Origin of the sequence: Acinetobacter sp. YH12211 (assembly GCF_013418015.1) — a bacterium.
Lineage (GTDB): Bacteria > Pseudomonadota > Gammaproteobacteria > Pseudomonadales > Moraxellaceae > Acinetobacter > Acinetobacter towneri.
The window spans coordinates 26,279-46,241 of the sequence record NZ_VPCW01000013.1; the positions used below are offsets into that span (position 1 = coordinate 26,279).

Genomic DNA, 19,963 nt, shown 5'->3' on the forward strand with positions numbered 1-19,963 from the left:
TGAGCATTTCAAGGAGATGACAATGCTTCAACATTGGCAACAGATCTACGATCCAATGGCAAATATTTGGATTTCGAGTCTTATTGCATTAATCCCGATTATCTTTTTCTTTCTGGCATTGGCTGTATTTCGCTTAAAAGGAAGTGTTGCGGGAACAATTACGGTTATTTTGGCGTTATTAGTGTCGTTATTTGCCTATGGCATGCCTGTACCAATGGCTTTTGCTTCATTGATCTATGGCTTTTTCTACGGTTTATGGCCAATCGCATGGATTATTATTGGCGCATTATTTTTATATAAAATCTCTGTAAAAACAGGGCAGTTTAACATTATTCGCTCATCTATTCTGTCAATTACAGAAGATCAGCGTCTCCAGATGCTACTAGTGGGCTTCGCGTTTGGCACATTTTTAGAAGGTGCAGCGGGCTTTGGGGCGCCAGTGGCAATTACTGCTGCTTTGTTGGTGGGTTTGGGTTTTAAACCTTTATACGCTGCGGGTTTATGTTTGATTGTGAACACCGCACCTGTTGCGTTTGGCGCAATGGGGATTCCAATTATTGTGGCGGGTCAGGTTTCGGGTGTAGAAACCATGGAAATTAGCCAGATGGTTGGGCGTCAGTTGCCATTTATGGTGCCTATTGTGCTGTTCTGGATTATGGCAATTATGGATGGCTGGCGCGGTGTGAAAGAAACTTGGCCTGCAGTGTTGGTGGGTGGTGGTGCTTTTGCGATTGCACAATACTTGACCTCTAACTTTGTTGGACCTGAGTTACCTGACATTACAGCCGCAATTGCCTCTTTGATTAGTTTAACGGTCTTATTTAAATTCTGGCAGCCAAAACACATTTTCCGTTTTAGCGATGCAGACACCAAAGTGGATGCCAACTTAGTTGCAGAACAACAGCAAAAATACAGCATCGGGCAGATTGTTAAAGCATGGTCACCTTTTGCAGTGTTAACGGTGATGGTCACTATTTGGAGCATCAAGCCGTTTAAAGATTTATTTGCCAAAGATGGCGCAATGAACGACTGGGTAATTTCCATCAAAGTGCCATTTTTACACCAACTGGTGCAAAAGATGCCGCCTGTGGTCGCTGATGTTAAAGACTATGATGCGATCTTTAAGTTCGATTGGCTTAGCGCAACTGGGACTGCGATTATGATTGCGGCCATCATCACCATCATTTATTTAAAAATGAAACCGCGTGAAGCTGTTAAAACTTTTGCTGAAACCATCAACGAGCTAAAAACACCAATTTATTCTATTGGGATGGTGTTGGCGTTTGCATTTATTGCCAATTATTCAGGTATGTCTGCGACTTTGGCACTGGCTTTGTCACACACAGGCAATGCTTTCACATTCTTCTCGCCATTTTTAGGCTGGATTGGGGTGTTCTTGACAGGTTCAGATACTTCAGCCAACGCCTTGTTTGCTGCCTTGCAAGCCACAACCGCACAGCAAATTGGTGTACCAGAAGTTCTGTTGGTTGCTGCCAATACCAGTGGTGGGGTAACAGGCAAAATGATTTCACCGCAATCTATTGCAATTGCCTGTGCGGCTGTTGGTTTAGTCGGTAAAGAATCGGATTTATTCCGCTTTACCGTGAAACACAGTATCACGTTCACCGTAATGATCGGTATTATTATCACTCTACAAGCTTATGTGTTCCCATGGATGATTCCATAACCACATGCACAAGAGGATAGCCGCATGAAAGTTTCCGACAAAGTTGTTCAAGACCTGCGCACACTGGTTGAAAAAAATCAGATGCAAGTCGGAGACCGATTGCCTGCCGAAAGAAAGTTATGTGAACAACTCGGGGTTTCCCGTTCCTCTTTGCGTGAGGCTATTCAGCAATTGACCAGTCAGGGCATGCTGGTCAGCAAAGTTGGAGCGGGTACTTTTTTGCAACAACTGCCTACCAATTGGTCGCAATATCAAATTGTGCAGCCTTTAAGTAACCTGATTGATGAAGATCCTGCTTATCGTTTTGATGTGCAGGAAGCACGAATGGTGCTTGAAGGTGGTACGGCATGGTATGCCGCACAGCGGGCAACTGCTGAGGATTTGAAAAACATCCGTGCCTGTTATGAGCAAATCGCCCATTTTCAAATTTTAGGTGATGACGATCAGGCAGCAATTGCCGATGCCAAGTTTCATTTGGCAATTGCCGAAGCATCGCACAATTTGGTGCTCATTCAAATGATGCGCGGCTTATTTGATTTGTTGCAATACAACGTAGTTTTGGGCAGACGCAAAGTCTATACCGAAGCCCACCGTTTCGATCAGTTGCACGATCAACACTTTCAAGTGATGGATGCAATTGAACGCCAGGATCCAGAAGCTGCCCGTTCGGCAGTGTGTGGACATATTGAATTTGTAGTTCAACAAGTACGCATGATAGACGAGGAAGATGCGCGTCGTCAGCGTGCGAGTCGATTAAACAGGATAGCGCCATGATTATTTCTTCTGCGAATGATTACCGCGAAGCAGCCAAACGCCGTTTACCGCCATTTTTATTTCACTATATTGATGGAGGTGCGTACGCGGAACAAACGCTGAAAAGAAATGTGGAAGACCTTTCACAGATTGCCTTGCGCCAACGTGTTTTGAATGACATGTCGGCTTTGAGTTTAGAAACCACCTTATTTAATGAAACCTTGTCAATGCCTGTGGCTTTGGCACCTGTGGGTTTAACGGGCATGTATGCGCGCCGTGGTGAAGTGCAGGCTGCAGTTGCAGCTGACAAAAAAGGTATTCCGTTTACTTTATCTACCGTGTCGGTGTGCCCAATTGAAGAAGTGGTGCCTGCCATTTCACGCCCAATGTGGTTTCAATTATATGTATTACGTGACCGTGGTTTTATGCGCAATGCCTTGGAACGTGCCAAAGCAGCAGGCTGTTCAACCTTAGTCTTTACGGTAGATATGCCTGTGCCTGGCGCACGTTATCGTGATGCACATTCGGGCATGAGTGGTCCAAATGCTGCTATGCGCCGCTATATGCAGGCAGTGATGCATCCAAACTGGGCATGGGATGTTGGCTTACTAGGTCGTCCGCATGACTTGGGCAATATCTCTAAATACTTAGGCAAACCAACAGGACTTGAAGATTATATTGGCTGGTTAGGCAATAACTTTGACCCATCTATTTCATGGAAAGACTTGGAGTGGATTCGTGAATTCTGGGATGGCCCAATGGTCATTAAAGGCATTTTAGACCCAGAAGATGCTAAGGATGCTGTTCGTTTTGGGGCTGATGGAATTGTGGTGTCCAATCACGGTGGTCGTCAGTTAGATGGTGTTCTCTCGACTGCACGTGCTTTACCGCCAATAGCCGATGCAGTAAAAGGAGATCTAAAAATTCTAGTGGATTCAGGTATTCGTAATGGCCTAGATGTGGTGCGCATGTTGGCGATGGGTGCGGATACTTGTATGCTCGGACGTGCCTTTATTTATGCACTAGGTGCAGCAGGTGGGGCGGGTGTGAGTAATTTACTCGAATTGATTGATAAAGAAATGCGAGTCGCAATGACCTTAACGGGTGCTAAAAACATTCAAGCGATTAACTCAGATTGCTTGGTACAACTTGAGCGTGAACTGAAAGGCTAAATTGCCAACAGGAGCGATCAATCCATCAACCGATGCATTTGGCTGAATCGCTTAATTGTATTTTTCACCTTGTTTCAGGACTTGTACACTATGCCACAGACAATTTCTTCTGCAACACAATTTGATGCTGCAGCAACCCTCAAAAACTTGGTCGATATTGTGGGAAAAGCGCATGTATTGACCCATGAATCAGATACTCGTTTATATCGTCAAGGGCGACGTTTTGGCGAAGGACAGGTTTTTGCGGTGGTCACGCCAGGTTCTTTATTGCAGCAGTGGCAAGTGTTACAAGTGGCTGTGGCAGCAGATTGCATTATTATTATGCAAGCCGCCAATACTGGACTCACGGGTGGTTCTACCCCTTTTGGTGATGACTATGATCGTCCTGTAATTTTGATCAACACCCAACGTTTAAAAGGTATTCAGCTCATCAACGATGCCAAGCAAGTGATTTGCTTGCCTGGTGCAACATTGGATGCTTTGGAACAGCAATTGGCGCCGCATCAGCGTGAGCCACACTCAGTCATTGGTTCATCTTGTATTGGCGCTTCAGTGTTGGGCGGGGTATGTAATAATTCAGGTGGTGCATTGGTCAGACGTGGTCCTGCCTATACTGAGTTGGCCTTATATGCACAAGTCGATGCACTGGGCGAGTTGCAACTCATCAATCATTTGGGGGTGAATTTAGGGAACTCGCCAGAAGAAATTTTAACCAAACTTGAGCAACAACAATATCGCCCTGAAGATATTGAATATTCGGAACATTGTTGTGCTTCAGATCAGCGTTACGTGCATGATGTTGCCCAAGTCGATGCCGATACGCCTGCACGGTTTAATGCCGACCCGAGCCGTTTGTTTGAAGCTTCGGGTTCGGCAGGTAAAGTCTGTGTGTTTGCAGTGCGTTTGGATACATTTGAGAAAATTCCGAGTCAGGTGTTTTATATCGGCAGCAATCAGCAGGATGATTTAACCGCGATTCGCCGTTTTTTATTACGTGATTTGCCGCGTGTACCGATTGCTGGCGAGTATATTCATCGAGATGCCTATGACATTGGTGCAGAATACGGCAAAGACAGCTTCTTGTTTATCGAGAAGTTTGGCACCAGTAAAGTACCTGCAGCTTTTGCCATGAAAGATAAAGTTGATGGTTTTCTAACCCGTTGGGGCATGCGTGGATTGTCGGATAAAGTTTTGCAAATGTTCACGAAACTACTGCCAAATCATTTACCAGAACGCATGAACCAATTTCGTGATTTGTATGAACATCATTTAATTTTGCGCATTGAGCAGCAAGATGTTGCGGCAGTACAGCAGTTTTTAATGGATTATTTTATCACGCGCAATTCCGGCAGTTTTTTTCTATGTAATGAAGATGAAGGCCGCAAGGCTTTTCTGCATCGCTTTGCAGTGGCAGGTGCTGCAATTCGTTATCGTGATACACATCGAAATGAAGTGGAAGACATTGTTGCTTTAGATATTGCGTTAAGACGTAATGATCAGCAATGGGTTGAAACCTTGCCCGAAGAGTTGGAGCAGGCGATTATACATAAGTTGTATTATGGTCATTTTTTATGTCATGTCTTTCATCAGGACTATATTATTAAAAAAGGCGTAGACCCGTTGGCGATGGAACATCAAATGTGGTCATTGCTTGATGCACGTGGGGCAGAGTATCCTGCAGAGCATAATGTTGGGCATTTATATGTGGCGAAGCCTGCCTTAAAGCAGCATTATCAAAAATTGGATCCGACCAATTGTTTTAATGTGGGCATTGGGCATAGCTCTAAATTAAAAGCTTGGCGTTAAATAAGGATGAAAACTGAGCAGTGAAACTGATTCTAAGGAAAGATGGATATGTTTAAGTTAGATAGCAAACTGCTACAGATTTTTTACTATGTATATAAATTAAAAAATGTGTCTGCAGCAGCAGATGCATTGGGCATGAGTCAGCCTGCGGTTAGTAACTGTTTAAATAAAATTCGTCAGCATTTTAATGACCCATTATTTTTAAGGGTTGGCAATGAAATGTTGCCTACAGAGTTGGCGAAACAGATTTTTTCACCGATTAGTGAAATTATTAATAAAATTGAAACGGTCAATAATTTTAAAGTCGATTTTGATCCGACACATTCCGATCAATTATTTACCTTGGCAATGACCGATGTTTCGCATTTGGTTTTATTGCCAAAACTGACCAAGTTTTTAAAAAAATATGCACCTTCAGTGCGGATTAAAATTCGTCCTATTACCCGTGAAACCAGTTATCAAATGGCAAATGGTGAAATTGATTTTGCGATTGGTTTTTTACCTGAGTTAGAGCAGGGTTTTTATCAGCAGCAATTATTTTTACAATATTATGTGGTGATTAGTCGTAAAGATCATCCACGTATTTGTGAAAAAAGTTTAGATGTTGAAGCTTATATTCGTGAATCGCATGTCGATGTAGATACCAGTATAGGTCACTACCATATTGAAAATGAATTAAGCAATCGTGGTTTAAGACGTAATATTCTAATGAGTATCCCAAGTTATTTAGGGGTCGGTTTAATTGTGCAAGAAACCGATATGATTGCGACAGTGCCTTATTATTTAAGTGAGGTGTTATTGGCACGCGGGAATTTACAAGTAGTGAGAGCGCCTTTGAATTTTCCAACCTATCCTGTACGACAATATTGGCATACGTCTTGTCATCACCAAACCAGTCATCAGTGGTTAAGAAAAGTGATTTTTGATTTGTTTAGTCAGCATCCTTAATTAATCGTATTTAAAGTAAAACTTTTATAATTTTTTAAATTATCATTCGCTAATTCCCTCATCTTCAAAAGAGCAGGCTAGGCTGAGGGAATTAGTGATTCTTTTTTATAAGGCAATAAAACTAAATTTCTGCCCACGATTTTGATTGCAGCTATACATTTTCATTTTTCCATTATAAATATCTAAACATTTGCCTGTATCTGCACTACGAATACGCTGACCATCGAGATACCATTTTTGGTTACTTTGTCCATTACAGGTATAAGCAATTACTTCAGCACCATCATGTTTCTGTTTTCCTGCTACATCTAGACATTTACCTTGCACGGTAATGCTTTGATCAGGATGGAAAATAAAATGCTGATTGGTACCATCATGACAATGTGAAGTCTGAATGGAACGTTGATTACTGCGACTAAAATCTACGCAGCGACCATCATAGGTTTTAATTTTGACTTTTTGTTGCCATGTTTGTGCAGGATAAGGCATAGGTGTTGGCATATAAATGGTTTGTTGTGCAGGACGTTCTACAGGTGTACTTGCTGGAATTTGAGGTTGAATGACGATATTGGGAATCTGCCCCGATGCTGTTCCGTCAACTACAATACATGCTGTTAAAAGTGAGCAACTGCTTATAGTGAAAAGTGTCTTAAACATAAGAGAAAACAATTTATTTATTAGGTGGATAGGATAAATTTAAAGCATGGAATAAATATTTATTTTTTGTAATTTTATGAGTAATTGACCCTAAAAATTTATCGAATAGACAAGGTTTTCAGCAAAAAATAAGAACGAAAAAATTCAAGTTGTCTTTATTTGTTATTAGTCGGTGCATTCTTAGGAAGTGTGTGGTAGAAATTGTATTTAGAGGATATATTTCTGATTTAGTTTGTGGTCAGCAACAAGCGAATTATCCAATTTGTTGAATTGAACATCAAAAATTCAACTATATTGCTTTAAAATTATGTGATTGAGTTGTAAAATTATGTGTTAAAGTTGGCAATTGTCACAGTTTTTGAATTTTTGGGGTAGGAACTGTTGAAACATTTTTTACTACGACTTGGATTGGATCTGCGTAAACTTATTTTAATTTCCACAATTTTAAGTGTATCAGGCTTATTTGTCGTAAGTATTTTTATTTTAAATTATGTAATTAAACAACAATTAATTCAAAATTCACTTTCGATCAATGAAAAATATGCAGAAAAAATTGCCACCAGTGCCAATCAACATTTTTCAGATATGCTGCAAGAGTTGGATTATAGTGCACGTTTATTAGAAAAAAAATTTTATAATACACAAGTTAGAAAAGAAGAAGTAAAACGCTTAAAAAATCAATCGAATAATTTTAATAGTGTTTTATTGGTAGAGCAGAATAAACATATTTTAGCTTATGCACCTAATACATTAAAACTTAATTTTAATCAGGCTTATAGTACCATTGGTATTGATGGATCTATTGAAAAAAAGAAAACTTATATTTCATCTCCCTATTGGTCTATAAGTAATAATTTAATCGTCATGATGTCACAACCTATTTATAATAAAACACATCAATATTTAGGCTTAATCAGTGGTACGATTTATTTACAGGAGCAGAACTTGATTAATACCATGCTCAATACTCAGTATGATTATAAAAAAAGTTATATGTATGTGATTGATCAACATAATCGTATTATTTTTCATCCAGATAAAAAGCGAATTGGTGAAAAAATTATCAATAATACAGGTTTGGATTATATTAATAAGAATACAAAGGGATCAATTCGTTTAAAGAATAGTTTAGGTATAGATAATTTGGCGGGTTTTGCACATATTCCAAGTGTAAATTGGATTGTGGTTTCTCAGCAGCCGACAGAGGATTTACTTGCACAAGCCAATACCTTGATTTTAAAAGTATCGGTTGGAATCTTTATTTTTTACTTATTTATTTTCTTATTGGTTTGGTATATCTCAAGCTTTATTTCTTCACCTTTGAACCGCTTGGCACGTATGGCAAGTATGCTGAATCAGGCTGAAATTCAAGATAAAATTAAAGAAGTCGACCCGTGGTATTTCGAGGTATTAAAGTTTAGAACCTCATTATTACTCAGTTTGGAAACCTTTAGTCATCGGATTGCGGAGTTAAAGCATCGTGTCAATACGGACCCATTAACAGGTTTATATAACCGTCGTGGGATGCAATTATTTTTAAATGAGTTGGTCAAAACCCGAACTGAGTTTGCAGCATTGTCTATTGATATTGATTTCTTTAAGAAAGTTAATGATCACTATGGGCATGATCAAGGTGATATGGTACTGCAAACGCTCGCCCAAATAATGCAAACTAATTTTAGGGATCATGATATTTGTTGCCGTTCTGGGGGCGAAGAGTTTTTAGTGCTGATGACGACTGCCGACCCAAGTGTGGCATATAAAGCTGCGGAGCGTTTAAGAACGACCATGCAACAAACCAATATTAATGGTATGGGTGAAATTACCATCTCAATTGGTATCGCATTTTGGTTTAAAGATGCAGAGGATATTTCTGAAGTGCTTAAACTTGCAGATAATAAATTGTATGAAGCCAAACATGCTGGGCGGAATTGCACAAAGTCTACGGCTACATGAGAATTTGGATAGATTCCTATTCAGCTAACACAGAGGCATGCGATGGAAAAAGATCAAGATCCAACGATTGTGGTTGAAGACAGTCCTGAACAAGAAAAATATGAACTTTTGAAAGAAAAGCTGAAATACAAACAGGCGGAGCGCGAAAATTCTAAAAAAATTGATCATAAACAAGTACGGTTGAACATTCAAGCGGATGCCTTACCAAGCAAAACCTTTTTTATAATGAATGCTTTGGCAGCGATTATTGCGGGCTATGGTTTATTGTCAAATTCAGCCGCAGTGGTGATTGGTGCAATGCTGGTTGCGATGATGCTAGGCCCTATTTCAGGTATGGCTTTAGCATTTATTGATAATCGATGGTTGTTTTTTAAAACAGCATTTAAAACCTTAGTTTTAGGTGTGTCGATGATTGTCAGTATTGGCATCATTTTAGGTCTTATCAATATTAACTTACCTATCACCCATGAAATTCTGTCTAGAACTCAGCCTACCATTATGGATTTAATGATTGCACTTGCGGGTGGTGCAGCAGGGGCATTTGCAGCCGTTTCACCACGTCTGTCTGTGGCTGTTGTTGGCGTTGCAGTTGCGACTGCTTTGGTACCGCCGCTGGTTGCAAGTGGCATATTAATTGCGCATCTGGAATGGAAACATGCAGCAAATGCTCTGCTGTTGGCACTGACCAATATTGTTGCTATTCAAATTAGTTCTTCACTGGTGTTATGGGCAGCAGGTTTTAGACGCGGTTCAGATGAAGAAGTAAATAGCACAGTAATTGAATTTATTAAAAGAAATATCGTGAGTCTTTTAGTACTTTTTGCGCTGGGTATCTATTTAAGCTTTAACTTTATGATGATGTTAAATAAACAGATGTATGAACATCAGGTAGAAAGCTTGATTGAAAGTCAATTTAATCAACATAATAATTTGATTGATACGGTGCAGTTTGATCGGCGTAAAGAGATGACTTTAATTCGCGTAGTCTTGCGTGGAGATATAGCGCCAAAACCTCAACAGATTTCTGCATTGAATCAAAAATTAGCACAAGACCCACGTGGAAAACCAAGTGTGGTTCAAGTGCGCTTTATTCCTGTGCAAATTATTCAAGCCAAAGAAAGTCCTGATTTTGATATTAAGCAAGTTGAAGCCGAGCAATTGATACAACCTTAGATTCAACAATAAGAAATTGATGGTATTTACAGCTTACTTTAGATGGAGTCTTATTATTCAATAGGGCACTCATAATGTTACATATTACACCGATTTAATTTAATAGTCTCAAAAGGTTATAGTTAAGCCAATTTTAAGCTAAACCACTTAATATCCGATTTATTTCAAATCAGATTCACTATGCTTCCACGCTCTCCTTACAAAGGCACTTCTGGTTTACAACAGATTTTGAATGCCACAGGCTATTCTTTGGCAGGCTTTAAAGCCGCCTTTCAAAATGAAGCGGCATTTCGGCAAATCATTCTGATTAATTTACTGCTGATCCCGCTCAGTTTTTTCATGCCTGTCAGTCGTGTTGAACAAGTGCTCATGATTGTGGTGTGTTTACTTGCCATCATTGTCGAACTGATTAACTCTGCTATTGAAGCCGTGGTCGATCGTGTTTCGATGGAGCAACACCCCTTGTCTAAAAATGCCAAAGATATGGGCAGTGCAGCGCAATTTGTTGCTTTGGCAATTATCACATTGACTTGGGGCGCATGCCTGATTCCTGCTTAATCCTTCAAAAAAGCATAAGACAGACTTTAAAATAGATAGTGAGTTGAGTAATCCTCATGCGGCATCAGCATTCAAAATTTTTACTTCTTCAAGCAATTTTACTCCTTCTGAGTTTGCTGATATTGCTCAATTTTTTTAGCGTTGCAGGCACGCAAGATTTACACCTAATTCAACCCTTTGTGGATGCTCATGCAGAATTTCCACTGCGACAAAATTGGGCATTGGCTGAATTAAATCATCGTTATGTCAAATATATCCTGATTGCAGTATATCTGAGCTATTTGCTGGCTTGGTTGCTGTCTTTCAGATTTCAAAAATTACGTGCTCGTCGTTGGAAGTTTGGCTATTTCTTTTGGATGGCGGTGATTTCAACCAGTGTGATTGCAATACTTAAATCGCAGTCGGCACATGCTTGCCCGTGGGATATGAGCATTGCCACAGCGCATGGCGTTTGGTAGGATTTAAGTGCAACGGCAGGGCATTGTTTTCCTGGTGGGCATGCCTCAAGTGGTTTTGCTTTATTGGTAGGGTATTTTGTTTATCGGGTTGCTCAACCTAAACGTGCTTATTTTTTCTTAATTGCAGCATGTATTTTAGGCATGGGGATGGGCTGGGCGCAAATGATGCGCGGGGCACATTTTTTTAGTCATAATCTTTGGACAGGCTGGATTACTTGGTGTTTAAATGTGGTTGCCTATGCATTCTTGGCGCATAAATTGCCACAATCAAAATCTAAATTAAAACCCGATCTTAACGCATCGGAAATTTAACCTGCACACATAAACCACCTAAACTGGCACTTTTAGAAAACTCTAAACTTGCACCTAAGCGTTGGGTGGCTTTATCTACAATAGATAAACCTAAACCGCTGCCAATTTCTGCATGGTTGTGAATACGGTAAAAACGCTGTCGAATTTGATTGAATAGTGCGGGGTCAATGCCTGCACCACTGTCTTCAATTTGCAAAATTGCATGTTGTTCTTGCTGAAAAATAGTCACATTGATCACGCCTTGTTTGGGCGTATATTTAATCGCATTATCAATTAAATTATAAATAATGGAATGCAAAGCAGAACTTTGCCCATGAATATTCAACTCTTGGCGTTGTTCGACACCTAAATCAATATCTTTTTGCAATGCCAATTGAATAAGTTGTTCCACACAGGCAATGGTCATTTGATTTAAAGATAGGGTTTGATCGTTTTCAATTAGACTATCTGAGGCATCTTGCTTGGCTAAGCTTAATAACTGATTGACTAAATGCTGTAAACGCAAAACCCCTTGGCTTAAATTATTGAGGGCATCACTATGTGGAAATTGCTGCAATAAAATTTGTACTTGTAAATTGAGTGCAGTGAGTGGGGTACGTAATTCATGTGCAGCATCGGCAACGAACTGGCGCTGTTCCTGCTGTGCGGCAGAAATTCGCGTAAATAACTGATTCATTTCCTGAATCGTGGGTGCAAGCTCAACTGGATAATCCAGCATTCTAATTGGATTGAGATCCTGCGCTTTACGACGTGCCAATTCACTTTTAAAGTCATTTAGAGGTCGAAAATTATGGCGAATTAGCCAACTTAAAGCCAATAATGCAAAGGGTAAAAATAGTGCATAGGGAATAAACATATTTGCTGCTAACTCTAAAGCTAAATATTGGCGCACAGAGTTTTGCTGGCTAATTTGAATTTGCAGATTTTCCTGCGGCAAAATATAAGTACGCCACAATTCAGATTGAGTTTGATGACTATAAAAACCCGGTTTTTCTACAGGCTGTAGTAGTAATACATCTTGAGGGTGTAATTGTGGCGTTGCATCAGCATACGCCCAAATATCGACAAATAAGTCTTCTTCACTATATTTTTGATTTAAATTGATTTGGCTTCGCGTAGGTTCTGGGTGGTTCGCTGCAATGCGTTCTGCCAAACTTTGCATTTGAGCATCTAAAATTTCATTGATTTCTTCTAGGGCAATTCGATAGGCTGCAAATACCAAAACGCAGCCCAACATGACACTAAAGATAGAAACATAAACAATCAGACGTTTTTGCAAAGAGTAGGATTGCATTAAATTTGCCCTAAACGGTAGCCCAAACCACGAATGGTACGAATAAAGTCCTTGCCAAGTTTGGCGCGAAAATGGTGAATATAGACTTCAATGGTGTTGCTGCTGACTTCACTGTCAAAATCATATAATTTATCTTCTAAATTACTTTTAGAGAAAATTTTATTAGGGTGGCTGAGCAAAGCCATTAAAATTGCCCATTCACGATTCGACAGTTCAATATATTCACCTTTGAATTTTGCCAAATGTTGTTCGGTATCTAAGACTAAATCGCCATAACTTAAAATATGCGCAGTATTATTCACTGGATTTTGTGTACCGCTGCGTCTGAGTAGGGCATAAATTCGCGCCAGTAATTCATCAAACTCATAGGGCTTAATTAGATAATCATCTGCGCCCTGATTCAAACCATCCACCCGTTGTTGCAATTGATCACGCGCAGAAATAATCAGCACGGGCAATTGTGGATGTAACTGGCGAATATTTTTTAATACCTGCATGCCGTCCATCATGGGTAAGCCTAAGTCCAGCAACACCAGCTGGATATCATGTTGATGTAATTGCTTTAAGCCATCCATCCCGTTATTCACCCAAGTAACATCAAATTGCTGTAGCTTGAGCAAGGTCTGGGTCGATTCGGCAATCATAAAATCATCTTCGATGATTAATATTTTAGGCATGTGATGACTCGTGCTGCGGTTGGGCGATGTATGGAGTATGACATTGATTCAGCATATCATTTTTCGGGTCAATTACTTTGCTGTTTACATCCAGCAAGCCCAATAAACTTGGGAAAAGATTATCCTGACTCAATGTTGCTTGACGTTGTGCTTTTAAGCAATTCACTTGCGCAGAATTTTGTTGTTGCCAGGTTTCTGAAAACCACATCAGCATAGGTACATGGGTCTGTTGAGTAGGCCCCATAGAATATGGTGCACCGTGCAAATATAAACCATGTTCACCTGTCGATTCACCATGGTCAGACAAATACCAAAAACCGGTTTGATAGTGCTTTTGTTGCGCTAAAGTTTGAATCAACTGACTTAAAACATGGTCGGTATAGACAATCGAGTTGTCATAGGTATTGCGTAAGGCATCGGCACTGCACCCCTGAATCGCATTGCTGTTACACGTCGGTTGGAAGGGTTGATAAGCTGCGGTTGAGTGTTTGAAATAAGCAGGTCCATGACTGCCCATTTGGTGCAATACAACTAAATGTGAGCGCGTGTCTTTCGGGTCAAGTTGAGCAAGATAAGCCTGTAAACTGTCTACTAAAATTTCGTCTAAACATTCACCGCTGGCATCACACCATTTTTGTTTTAGTTCTGCAGGAATTTGATATTGCTGCACCCGATCACAGGCACCTTTACAGCCTGAATTGTTATCAATCCAAGTGACTTGATAACCTGCACGCTGAGCAATATCCAGTAATCCTTCACGGTGACTTGCCAGTTGTTCATCATAATTTTGGCGTGGCATCCCCGAGAACATGCACGGCACAGAAACAGCCGTGGCTGTACCACAAGAGCTGACTTGAGTGAAATTAATCACAGGCAGTTTAGACAGTTCTGGATTGGTATTTTTTGCGTAGCCATTCAGCGAGAAGCTTTCAGCACGTGCAGTTTCACCGACCACCAATAGCATATTTTGGGTGATGCGCCTGCTTTCGCACGTTGAATTAAATGCGCATCTTCACCATAGCGTAGCAGCGGCAAATTCTGTTTGGGTGCTTTCTTTTTATAATAGGACAGAACAGATGCAATCGCATTTTGTGGCGAAAGCATGCCTTTTAAATCACGATGTTCACGGAAGATTGCAGCATAATCGACATAAAAACAGAACAATAAACCCGAAATCAGCACAATAGAAACTACACTACCCAAGGTCTTTTGCAGTAATTGTCGAGCAAAATGAGTCGGCTGAATTTTAACAGACCACACCAAGACCAATGGCAGCAGCACAAACAGCATACTCCAAACCACCAAGCGTACAGACCAGAGATCACGTACTTCACGCACATCGGTTTGCAGCATATTTTGAATTTGGTCTGCGGTAATCACTACGCCCAAACTATTAACAAAATAAGCGCTGAATCCACCAACTACAATCAAAATACTTGCTAATATTTTGGCATTCCAACGCCAGTTCAGCCATTGCAGCAACAGATGATACGCCGATACGATGACGATCACAGTTGCAATCAATAAGCCTATGGCTTTAATGCCCTGATAAGGTGTGAATTGTTGAATTTTCTCATAAAATCCATAGTTCAATACCAAGCCTAACCATAGGGCAAGCAGTAGATTGAAATAGAATAAAGAAATCGGTTTTTGCCAAAAGCGTAGTCGGGCAAAGATAGATGGAGCAAGTGGTGATTCGGGCTGCTTAGACATCGTCAATGATTCAAAAGACCTTAAGATGCTTTAGCTTAAAATTTGAAACTTAAAACGGACTTAAAATTGTGGGCTAAATATGTTGTGGGGTTTATTGGAATAATTTTGAAGATAGAAGAAATTTTAGAGATGTAAACTTTGTATGGGCAAGCTGCTCATTCACGCTATTTCTGAAGTTTCCCCCTATCTCTGAATATATTTTTATCCAAAGATAGGGCAGAGATTTACACTGAATTTCCTAGATTTTTTAAGCCACAGCGACATGGAACATTGAACCAATCCACGCACTGAATACCATGGCGACAATACCCCAGATCATGACACGCAATGCGCCTTTCCACATACTTGCACCACCGACATAGCTGGCAAGCGCACCCATAACCCCTAGACTAATTACACCAACCAACATTACGCCTTTGTCTAACAGATGTTCAGGTAAGAGTAAAATAGACACCAACGGGAATAATGAACCTACAGTAAATGCCAATGCCGACGAAAAAGCTGCCATAAATGGCTGCGCTGAGGTGTGTTCTAAAATACCAATTTCGTCACGGGCATGGGCATCTAAAGCATTGTGTGCAGTCAGTTGTATGGCGACTTGTTCTGCCAATTCGGCATCTAAACCGCGAATCATATAAATATTGGTGAGTTCTTTTAGCTCATGCTCTGGATTGAGTTTTAATTCGCGTGCTTCCATCGCAAGGTCATTTTGTTCAATGTCTTGTTGAGATTTCACCGAAATATATTCACCTGCTGCCATAGAAGCAGCGCCCGAAATTAAGCCTGCAATACAGGTAATTAACAATGTTTGAGAAGATGCACCACTGGCTGCCATCCCCACGACCAAACTGGTCACAGAAATGATCCCATCGTTCGCACCCAATACTGCAGCACGTAACCATCCAGACCGTTCAATATAGTGTTTTTCGAGGTGGTAAGAATGTGGCATAGATCAAACTCTCTTGTTATTCAATTTTCGTTTATTGATGTGTGATATAGCATAAATCATTCTAAAAAATTTATCGTTTAAAAATGAGAGGTATTTCACAAAATAGATGAAGTCGTAATGTGGTTTTTGAGTTTGAGCTTGGAGTTTTTTATAAAATTTCCTTAAATTTCAACCTTTAAATGCCTTAAAAAATGATCAATAGCTTGTAAGATGATAAAAGAGATTGATTCAATCAGGCTTGCAAGTAAATAGGAAATATCGTGATGTCTTTTCAGAATATTGTCGTACCTGTAGTGAGCGAAGTCAGTCTAAAAACCATTCATCGGTTGGGTGCAGGGTAAAGTATGCCTAAATTATCTCGTGACTTAGTATCGCCAGACGTATTTGACTTAAAGTCATTTATTTCTCCTCGCATTAGGGGTAGATGTCGCACTTGCAGAAGTCATACGTGGACACGGTACAATTTATGATGCAGAAGTCTGTGATGCTGCGGTTCGTTTAATTAATGAAAAAGGGTATGAATTACCGCGCTAAAATATGCGTAATGAATAGTGCTAAAACTTGATTGTTGTGCAGTTTATTGGAGAGATTCTTAAAAAGTGTTAAATTTATCTCGTAAATTATATAGAATGCTCACTAATTCAAATTGTTTTTATATATAATACGCTCCCATAAAGTAACAGATATTCAAAGTTTCCCCCCACACTTCCCCAAAGTGTGATTTTTTTTATGCTATGTATTAAAAAAGATAGGGATGTAGATTTCCTAAGTCAAATTTAAGCTGACAGATACAACAATGGTTTCTAACAAGTGGATAACTGTCAGGTCTTGTTTGAATGGGGGAGGCTTAATTCCAAATCACTTCCCCAACTCAATATCCTTCAAAATCACACAATCTGCCTGCTCATCCCCAGAGCAATGATCTGCAGAGCTTTGTAGCCAGTTCGCCATTTCCTGTAATTGCGCAATCTTCTGTTTTAAGGTTTCAATATGTTTAAGTGTGAGCTGCTTTACTTCTGCACTTTGTCGGTCAGCATTTTTCCATAAACCTAGCAATTCTTTCATTTGCTCAGAAGAGAAACCCAAATCCCGTGCATGCTTAATAAAAGACAAAGTTTTTAAATCTTGCTCAGAATAAATCCGATAACCCGAAGCAGAGCGTTTGGCGCTATCCAGCAAACCAATTTGCTCATAATAACGAATCATTTTGCTGGAAATACCCGATAGCTTAGAGGCTTGACCAATATTCATGTGACTTCTCTCATAAAAAGGGCGTAGAACAATCTTCTAAACCCTTTGTGTGTTGCATTTAAACCTGTGCTGCTTGGAAATATTTTAAGCGGAGCGCATTACCCAATACAAACACTGAAGATAATGCCATCGCGCCTGCAGCAAAAATAGGCGAGAGCAAAATACCTGCAAACGGGTATAGCACGCCTGCAGCAATTGGAATCAAGGCAATATTATAAATAAATGCCCAAAACAGATTTTGACGAATATTGCGGATAGTGGCTTTACTCAAAGCAATTGCATTGGGCACACCTTGTAAATTGCCCGACATCAATACAACTTCGGCTGCTTCAATCGCAACATCTGTACCTGTACCAATCGCAATTCCAACATCGGCTTGTGCCAAAGCAGGGGCATCATTAATACCATCACCCACAAAAGCCACACGTCCAAATTGCTGTTGTAATTCACGTACAACATCGACCTTGCCTTCAGGTAAAACCTCGGCCACCACATGATCAATCTGTAAACGTGCAGCAATTGCCTGAGCCGTATGTCGGTTATCTCCCGTAATCATCGCCACTTTTAAACCCAGTTGATGCAACGCCGCAATAGCAGCAAAAGTCGTGTCTTTAATTGGGTCTGCAACGGCAACAATGGCTGCCAGTTGTTGATCAATCGCCATATAAATGGGTGTTTTGCCTTCTTGTCCTAAACGTGCAGCTTCTGCGTTAAAAGCGCTAACATCTAGCCCAATTTGCTGCATATAGCGGTCTGCACCAATCTGAATACGCTGACCATCCACCCCTGCTTCAATACCTGAACCTGTGATGCTGTCAAACTCGGTCACAGGCAGTAAATTGACTTGCTTTTTTGTTGCGGCTTGCACAATCGCCAATGCAATAGGATGCTCAGACTTCGCTTCTACCGATGCCAAAAGTGCAAAGACCTGATCTGCATCAAAACCTGATTGCACATGAAAATCGGTTAATGTTGGTTTGCCTTCGGTGAGCGTTCCTGTTTTATCCACCGCGACCACTTTAACATCTTGCAAAAGCTGCAAAGCTTCGCCTTTACGAAACAGCACGCCCATTTCTGCGCCACGACCTGTTCCCACCATAATTGAAGTCGGTGTGGCTAAACCCATCGCACATGGGCAGGCAATAATTAGAACAGCGACTGCATTGACTAAACCAAAGGTTAGGGTAGGTTCTGGGCCAAAAATAAACCACACAATAAAAGTAAGTGCAGCCAATAACATCACGGCAGGTACAAACCACATGGTCACTTTATCCACCAAGGCTTGAATAGGTAATTTAGAGCCTTGCGCTTGTTCGACCATACGAATAATTTGCGCCAACACCGAAGCTTCACCAATGGCAGTAGCACGAATATTTAGTGTGCCATTTTGGTTGATGGTACCGCCTACAACTTGATTGCCCACTTGTTTTGCCACAGGAACAGGTTCACCTGTAATCATCGATTCATCTATATAACTATGACCTTCGACTACTTCACCATCTACAGGAATACGTTCACCCGGGCGGATTTCGACAATGGTATTGGAACTGACTTCTGCCACAGGTACTTCAATGATTTGACCATCCCGATGAATATGTGCAGTTTTGGCTTGCATGCCAATTAAATGCTGAATGGCTTGCGAGGTGCGACCTTTGGCTTTGGCTTCAAAATAACGACCCAGCAAAATCAAACTGACAATCACTGCCGCAGCTTCATAATAAACATGCACTGTGCCTTCGGGTAAAAGCTGCGGCATAAACGTTGCCACCAATGAAAAACTGTATGCAGCCAAAGTTCCTACCGCCACCAAAGAGTTCATATCAGGCGCAAAATGTAACAGCGCTGGAATCCCTTTTTGATAAAAACGACGTCCTGGTAACAGCAGCACCAATGTGGTTAAAGCAAATTGAATCAACCAACTTTGTTGTTGCCCAATATTGTGCATCACCCACATGTGAAAGGCGGGAATCATGTGTGAGCCCATTTCCAGAATAAATACAGGCAAGGCTAAAATCAGTGAAATTACTAAATCACGTTTCAGTTGTTGCTGTTCCAGATTCTTTTTATCGTGTTGTTCGTTAGAGTCGTGTTGCAGCAGTTTGGCGTCATAACCTGCTTTTTGAATCGCTCGAATCAGGTCTTGGCTAGAAACTGTGGCATTCGGTTGAATCCATGCGCGTTCAGTCGCCAAATTGACATTGGCTTGTTCTACACCAGACACTTTCTTTAAGGCTTTTTCGACACGTGCTACACACGAGGCACAGGTCATGCCATCAATAGACAGTTCTATTGGTTGAATGGCAGCTACATCAAAACCTGCACGTTGCACTGCCTTAATGAGCAGTGCACGGTCTAAAGGTTGCGATGCGTGAATCAGTGCTTTTTCTGTTGCAAGATTCACTTCAGCTTTTTCTACACCATCGACTTTTTTTAAGGCTTTTTCGACACGCCCGACACATGAGGCACAGGTCATGCCTTCTATAGACAAAGTTTCCTGATAGGGAGAGGCATTTGGGTGTTTTGCGTCCATGGTCGTCTCTATAATTTGGAGGATGTGTTTAGCATATAGATTGACACGATGGTAAGGTCAAGTAAATTT

At 40.6% G+C, this 19,963-nt stretch carries 14 protein-coding genes and 2 pseudogenes; 9 read left to right on the plus strand and 7 right to left on the minus strand.

Annotated features, from left to right (window positions below):
- Window positions 1-16: 16 nt before the first annotated feature.
- From lldP to FTU98_RS08325, 5 genes are all read left to right on the plus strand, one after another.
- Entirely contained in the window at window positions 17-1,687 is a 1,671-nt protein-coding gene (gene lldP, locus FTU98_RS08305; protein WP_180050998.1) for an L-lactate permease, read from the plus strand.
- A gap of 24 nt (window positions 1,688-1,711) precedes the next feature.
- A complete protein-coding gene (gene lldR, locus FTU98_RS08310) occupies window positions 1,712-2,461 on the plus strand; it encodes a transcriptional regulator LldR (protein WP_004970689.1) in 750 nt (249 codons plus the stop codon).
- A complete protein-coding gene (lldD, locus tag FTU98_RS08315; RefSeq protein ID WP_016659249.1) occupies window positions 2,458-3,612 on the plus strand; it encodes an FMN-dependent L-lactate dehydrogenase LldD in 1,155 nt (384 codons plus the stop codon). The genes lldR and lldD overlap by 4 nt, the downstream gene beginning before the upstream one ends.
- A gap of 90 nt (window positions 3,613-3,702) precedes the next feature.
- Window positions 3,703-5,418, plus strand: a complete 1,716-nt coding sequence (dld, locus tag FTU98_RS08320) for a D-lactate dehydrogenase (protein ID WP_035311162.1) — start codon at window positions 3,703-3,705, stop codon at window positions 5,416-5,418.
- 48 nt (window positions 5,419-5,466) lie between these two features.
- On the plus strand, window positions 5,467-6,366 hold the full coding sequence (locus FTU98_RS08325; protein ID WP_180051001.1) for a LysR family transcriptional regulator: 900 nt from the start codon (window positions 5,467-5,469) through the stop codon (window positions 6,364-6,366).
- 105 nt (window positions 6,367-6,471) lie between these two features.
- On the opposite strand, the gene FTU98_RS08330 is transcribed toward FTU98_RS08325, so the two are convergent.
- Window positions 6,472-7,023, minus strand: coding sequence for a ricin-type beta-trefoil lectin domain protein (locus FTU98_RS08330; RefSeq protein ID WP_019837853.1), 552 nt, complete (start codon window positions 7,021-7,023; stop codon window positions 6,472-6,474).
- Between the two features lie 381 nt (window positions 7,024-7,404).
- On the opposite strand from FTU98_RS08330, the gene FTU98_RS08335 reads away from it, so the two are divergent.
- From FTU98_RS08335 to FTU98_RS08350, 4 genes and pseudogenes are all read left to right on the plus strand, one after another.
- Window positions 7,405-8,979, plus strand: a complete 1,575-nt coding sequence (locus FTU98_RS08335) for a sensor domain-containing diguanylate cyclase (protein ID WP_180051004.1) — start codon at window positions 7,405-7,407, stop codon at window positions 8,977-8,979.
- 42 nt (window positions 8,980-9,021) lie between these two features.
- Window positions 9,022-10,152 carry a TIGR00341 family protein gene (locus FTU98_RS08340; RefSeq protein ID WP_004970544.1) on the plus strand — a complete coding sequence of 377 codons (1,131 nt, stop codon included), beginning with the start codon at window positions 9,022-9,024 and terminating at the stop codon, window positions 10,150-10,152.
- A 180-nt stretch (window positions 10,153-10,332) separates the two neighbouring features.
- On the plus strand, window positions 10,333-10,710 hold the full coding sequence (locus tag FTU98_RS08345; RefSeq protein WP_154320482.1) for a diacylglycerol kinase: 378 nt from the start codon (window positions 10,333-10,335) through the stop codon (window positions 10,708-10,710).
- Between the two features lie 56 nt (window positions 10,711-10,766).
- A pseudogene (locus FTU98_RS08350) lies at window positions 10,767-11,480 on the plus strand (phosphatase PAP2 family protein).
- Here FTU98_RS08350 and FTU98_RS08355 read toward each other — a convergent pair.
- From FTU98_RS08355 to FTU98_RS08380, 6 genes and pseudogenes are all read right to left on the minus strand, one after another.
- Window positions 11,461-12,774, minus strand: coding sequence for an ATP-binding protein (locus FTU98_RS08355; RefSeq protein ID WP_154320483.1), 1,314 nt, complete (start codon window positions 12,772-12,774; stop codon window positions 11,461-11,463). The pseudogene FTU98_RS08350 and the gene FTU98_RS08355 overlap by 20 nt on opposite strands.
- The gene (locus FTU98_RS08360) at window positions 12,774-13,451 is read right to left on the minus strand and encodes a response regulator transcription factor (protein ID WP_180051007.1); all 678 of its coding nucleotides are present in this window, start codon (window positions 13,449-13,451) and stop codon (window positions 12,774-12,776) included. Before FTU98_RS08360 ends, FTU98_RS08355 begins: the two co-directional genes overlap by 1 nt.
- Window positions 13,444-15,164 (minus strand): annotated as a pseudogene (locus FTU98_RS08365) (phosphoethanolamine transferase). The gene FTU98_RS08360 and the pseudogene FTU98_RS08365 overlap by 8 nt, the downstream one beginning before the upstream one ends.
- 247 nt (window positions 15,165-15,411) lie before the next feature.
- Window positions 15,412-16,113, minus strand: a complete 702-nt coding sequence (locus tag FTU98_RS08370) for a VIT family protein (protein ID WP_096902719.1) — start codon at window positions 16,111-16,113, stop codon at window positions 15,412-15,414.
- 858 nt (window positions 16,114-16,971) lie between these two features.
- Window positions 16,972-17,364, minus strand: coding sequence for a Cu(I)-responsive transcriptional regulator (gene cueR, locus FTU98_RS08375; protein ID WP_179991269.1), 393 nt, complete (start codon window positions 17,362-17,364; stop codon window positions 16,972-16,974).
- Window positions 17,365-17,422: 58 nt separating this feature from the next.
- Window positions 17,423-19,894: a heavy metal translocating P-type ATPase gene (locus FTU98_RS08380; RefSeq protein ID WP_180051010.1), complete on the minus strand. Its 2,472-nt coding sequence runs from the start codon at window positions 19,892-19,894 to the stop codon at window positions 17,423-17,425.
- Window positions 19,895-19,963 lie beyond the last annotated feature (69 nt).

What these genes read in the sequence shown, in the direction of transcription:
- lldP (WP_180050998.1), top strand. Translation starts at nt 17, where the DNA reads ATGACAATGCTTCAACATTGGCAACAGATCTACGATCCAATGGCAAAT.
- lldR (WP_004970689.1), top strand. Translation starts at nt 1,712, where the DNA reads ATGAAAGTTTCCGACAAAGTTGTTCAAGACCTGCGCACACTGGTTGAA.
- lldD (WP_016659249.1), top strand. Translation starts at nt 2,458, where the DNA reads ATGATTATTTCTTCTGCGAATGATTACCGCGAAGCAGCCAAACGCCGT.
- dld (WP_035311162.1), top strand. Translation starts at nt 3,703, where the DNA reads ATGCCACAGACAATTTCTTCTGCAACACAATTTGATGCTGCAGCAACC.
- FTU98_RS08325 (WP_180051001.1), top strand. Translation starts at nt 5,467, where the DNA reads ATGTTTAAGTTAGATAGCAAACTGCTACAGATTTTTTACTATGTATAT.
- FTU98_RS08330 (WP_019837853.1), bottom strand. Translation starts at nt 7,023, where the DNA reads ATGTTTAAGACACTTTTCACTATAAGCAGTTGCTCACTTTTAACAGCA.
- FTU98_RS08340 (WP_004970544.1), top strand. Translation starts at nt 9,022, where the DNA reads ATGGAAAAAGATCAAGATCCAACGATTGTGGTTGAAGACAGTCCTGAA.
- FTU98_RS08345 (WP_154320482.1), top strand. Translation starts at nt 10,333, where the DNA reads ATGCTTCCACGCTCTCCTTACAAAGGCACTTCTGGTTTACAACAGATT.
- FTU98_RS08355 (WP_154320483.1), bottom strand. Translation starts at nt 12,774, where the DNA reads ATGCAATCCTACTCTTTGCAAAAACGTCTGATTGTTTATGTTTCTATC.
- FTU98_RS08360 (WP_180051007.1), bottom strand. Translation starts at nt 13,451, where the DNA reads ATGCCTAAAATATTAATCATCGAAGATGATTTTATGATTGCCGAATCG.
- FTU98_RS08370 (WP_096902719.1), bottom strand. Translation starts at nt 16,113, where the DNA reads ATGCCACATTCTTACCACCTCGAAAAACACTATATTGAACGGTCTGGA.
- cueR (WP_179991269.1), bottom strand. Translation starts at nt 17,364, where the DNA reads ATGAATATTGGTCAAGCCTCTAAGCTATCGGGTATTTCCAGCAAAATG.
- FTU98_RS08380 (WP_180051010.1), bottom strand. Translation starts at nt 19,894, where the DNA reads ATGGACGCAAAACACCCAAATGCCTCTCCCTATCAGGAAACTTTGTCT.